Origin of the sequence: Nitratidesulfovibrio liaohensis, assembly GCF_011682075.1 — a bacterium.
GTDB classification, from domain to species: domain Bacteria; phylum Desulfobacterota; class Desulfovibrionia; order Desulfovibrionales; family Desulfovibrionaceae; genus Cupidesulfovibrio; species Cupidesulfovibrio liaohensis.
The window spans coordinates 1-3,549 of sequence record NZ_VSMK01000290.1 but is presented as its reverse complement, the minus strand read 5'-3'; the positions used below and the strand labels follow the sequence as shown (position 1 = coordinate 3,549).

Below are 3,549 nucleotides of genomic sequence, written 5' to 3'. Positions count from 1 at the left end.
GCCGTGCACGACCGCGTCGCTGGTGCCCAGCCCCCGCAGGCTGGCGGTCACCTCCAGGGCGTCCTGTTCCAGTTGCAGGCGCGCGCCGGTGATGCGCGGGTCCGTGCCACGCCGCGCATCGAAGGGCACCACAAGTTCGAAGGGCACTGCCTTGCCCCCCAGCGGCACATGGCCGCGCGCCCGTGCCGTACCGTGTGCCTCGGCGGGCAACAGCGCGGTCATGCCAGATGGCGCATCATCCGGCGCCGCATGGGCAACCGCCGCCTCCAGACCCAGCGTACCGGTGACGCCCGGCGCCACATCGTAGGTGCAGGACATGCGCAACACGCCTGCCCTGCCCCCTGTTGCCCTGCCCACGGCGCTGCCCTGCCCGGTGGGGGGGCCCTGTTCTGCCGGACGTTCCTGTCTGGCGGGGGAATTCTGCCCGGCGCCCTCGCGGTGGGGCATCACGTCCAGTGCCCCCTGCAACAGATCGCGCAGCGCCTTCCACCCGCCCCCGGGCGTGGTGAACGACAGGTCAAAATCACGCACCATGGCGGGACGTGCCTGCGGCTCGGCGCGCCACTCCAGGCTGCCGTGCCGCAGTGCCGCCTCTGCCAGACGCCCCTTGCTGGCCACCAAGTCGACGTCCACCCCCCGGATGTGCAGTTGCGCGCCGCTGGCCGTGTTGCGCCATTGCAGATCGGCGTCTTCGATGCGCAGCGCGGCCGCGCCGGTCAGCACCACCTGCGGGGTGAACCAGGATATGGCCGCCGTGGGAGGGGACGGCTCGATGCGCGGCCCCTCTCCTGCCGCCGGGGACGCCGGACCGGACTCACCGGGCCGGTCAGAAGGGACAGGGGAAGCAGGGGGGGCAGGTGCGCCAGAAACATCGGATGGCGAGGAGGAAACGGAAGAAACAGAGGAATCGAGGGGCGAAGAGGACGCGGCAGATGGTGCGGCAGCGCTCCCGCCCAGACGTTCAAGCAGCCCGTCCCAGCCGTTGCGGCCTTCACCGTCGGCCAGCAGAACCAGTTGCGGGCGGGCCACTTCCACGCCGCGCACTTCCACCTGGCCGAAAAACAGCGGCGCAAGGCGCAGGTTGAAGCGCGCCTCCGCCACCCGCAGCAATGGCTCCTGCCCGGCAAAGGGGGAGGCCTGCTCCATGACCACGTCGCGGGCCACCACCGTGGGATCGGGATCGAAGATCACCCGCACCCCGCCCTGCACCCGGCTGGCGTGCCCGGTAAGCGCGGTAAGCGATTCACCCAACTGGCGCGCCGCCGCATCGGAGTCGATCAGGTGGCGCAAGGCCGCGTAGCCGCCGACGGCGGCAAGCAGCACAAGGCACAGGATGATCGGCAGTGGGCGCAAACGCATGGGGGTTCCGGTTCGACGAAGTGGAGCACGCACGCCGCGACACGCGACACGCCGCCCTTCTCGGGCGGCGCAGGCAAGTGCGGCGTGTCATGCTATACCGAACCACCCGCGAAAACACCACCCCCGGTGGATGGAAACGGTGCCGCGCCCAGCATGGCGGCCAGATCGTCCGCCGAAACCGGCGGCGCGTACAGAAAGCCCTGGGCATACCGGCAGCCCAAAGAAGCCAGGATTTCCGCCTGAGTGGACGTTTCCACACCTTCGGCCACGATCTCCAGCCCCAGATGCAACCCCAGCGAGACGATGGAGCGCACGATGGCCTGCCCGTCTCGGTCGTACTCCAGCCCGGCCACGAAGCTGCGGTCTATCTTGATGGAATCCACCGGCAGCCGCTTCAGGTACCCCAGCGAGGAATACCCGGTGCCAAAGTCGTCCAGACACAGCCGGATGCCAAGGTCGCGCAGTTGGGCCATGACCGTGATGGCCTGGCTGCCGTGGCGCATCAGCACGCTTTCGGTCACCTCGAAGCGCAGCGCGCGCGGGTCGGTGCCGGTGCGTTCCAACAGCATCTCCACGGCGTAGGGCAGGCCCGGCTGCATGAACTGACGACCGGAAATGTTCACGTGCACCACGCCCGGCGGCGGCAGCCCCGCTTCGTTCCAGCGGCTCAGTTGCAGGCACACCTCTTCCAGCGCGAAGGCCCCGATGGAGGTGATGAGCCCGGTGTCCTCGGCCACGGGCACAAACTCGGCGGGCGAAATGTCGCCCCCTTCGGTGCGCGTCCAGCGCAGCAGCGCCTCCACCCCGTGCAAACCACCGTCTTCCAGCGCCACCACGGGCTGGTAGTGCAGGCGCATCTCTTGCCGTTCCACGGCGCGGCGCAGATCCGTCTCTATGGTCAGCAGTCGCAGCGCCTCTTCACGCATGCGCTTGTTGAACACCTTGAAACGCGACTGCCCCTGCTCTTTCGCGCGGTACATGGCGGTGTCCGCGTCGCGCACCAGTTCTTCGGGCGTGGTGTACTGATCGGTGCGCAGCACGATGCCGATGCTGGCCGTGGTGAACACCTCGTGCGGGCCGATGCGCACCGGCTCCGCCAGGTGCGCCCGGATGCGCCGGGCCACGCGCACCGCCGTGCCGCGCGTGGGAGTTTCCTCCAGCAGCACGCCGAACTCGTCGCCGCCGAAACGGGCCACGGTATCCACGTCGCGCACGCATTCACGCAGCTTGGCGGCCACCACCTTCAACAGGGCGTCGCCCACGTCGTGGCCCAGGCTGTCGTTGATGACCTTGAACCGGTCAAGGTCCAGGTACAGCATGGCAAAGGTGTAGTTGCGGCGGCGGGCGGCGCGCTTGAGGGCCATTTGCAGCCGGTCGTGGAACAGCACGCGGTTGGGCAACCCGGTGAGCGGGTCGTGGAAGGCCTGGTGTTCCAGCCGTTCACGGCTTTCGTGGCCCATGGTGACGTCTTCGAGAAAGCCCTCGTAGTACATGGTGGCCCCGTCGGCCCCCGGCACCCGCCGGGCGTTGACCGACAGCCAGATGAGTTCGCCCCCCTTGCGCCGCCCCCGGAATTCGAAGGCGTTGACCTGGCCGTGCTCCTCCATGCGGGCCACGAACTCGTCGCGCCGGGCCGGGTCCACGTAGACTCCATCGCCGATGGATTCCACGCCCTCCAGCAGATCCTGCACTCCTTCGTAGCCCAGGATGCGGGCCATGGCCGGATTGACGCTCAGAAAGCGCCCTTCCGGCGTGCTCTGGAAGATGCCTTCCAGGGCATGTTCGAAAATGCCGCGGAAGCGTGCCTCCGCACGGCGCAGGGCCTGCTCCACCGTGCGGCGCTCGGCGTTTTCCAGCATCAGTTGGGCGTTGGCGCGGCTCAGTTCGCGGGTGCGCTCGCGCACCTTGCGTTCCAGCATGCCGTGGGCGCGGTGCAGGGCGTCCTGCGCGCGGCGGCGCTCGGTCACGTCGCGCACCAGGCAGATGCCGTAGGTGGTGCCCATCACCTGCCGTCGCACCAGCGAAAGTTCCACCCAGCAAGGGGTGCCGTCGCGCCGCACGGCGGCCACCTCGCCCGAGCGCAGGGCCGTTCCCATACCCGACAGGCACAGAGCGCCCGGCGGCAGGCCCGAATCCGGGCCGGTGGCGTACCCCGCTGTCAGGCCGGGCAGCGTGCAGGACACGCCGGCC

2 protein-coding genes are annotated in these 3,549 nt (G+C 69.2%); both read right to left on the bottom strand.

The annotated features are described in order from the left end of the window. Window positions 1-1,359: AsmA family protein (locus FVW27_RS10500; protein ID WP_167124954.1), on the bottom strand; the 1,359-nt coding region annotated here is incomplete at its 3' end. A gap of 92 nt (window positions 1,360-1,451) precedes the next feature. Then, the coding region (locus FVW27_RS10495) for a putative bifunctional diguanylate cyclase/phosphodiesterase (protein WP_167124952.1) at window positions 1,452-3,549 on the bottom strand (2,098 nt) is incomplete at its 5' end.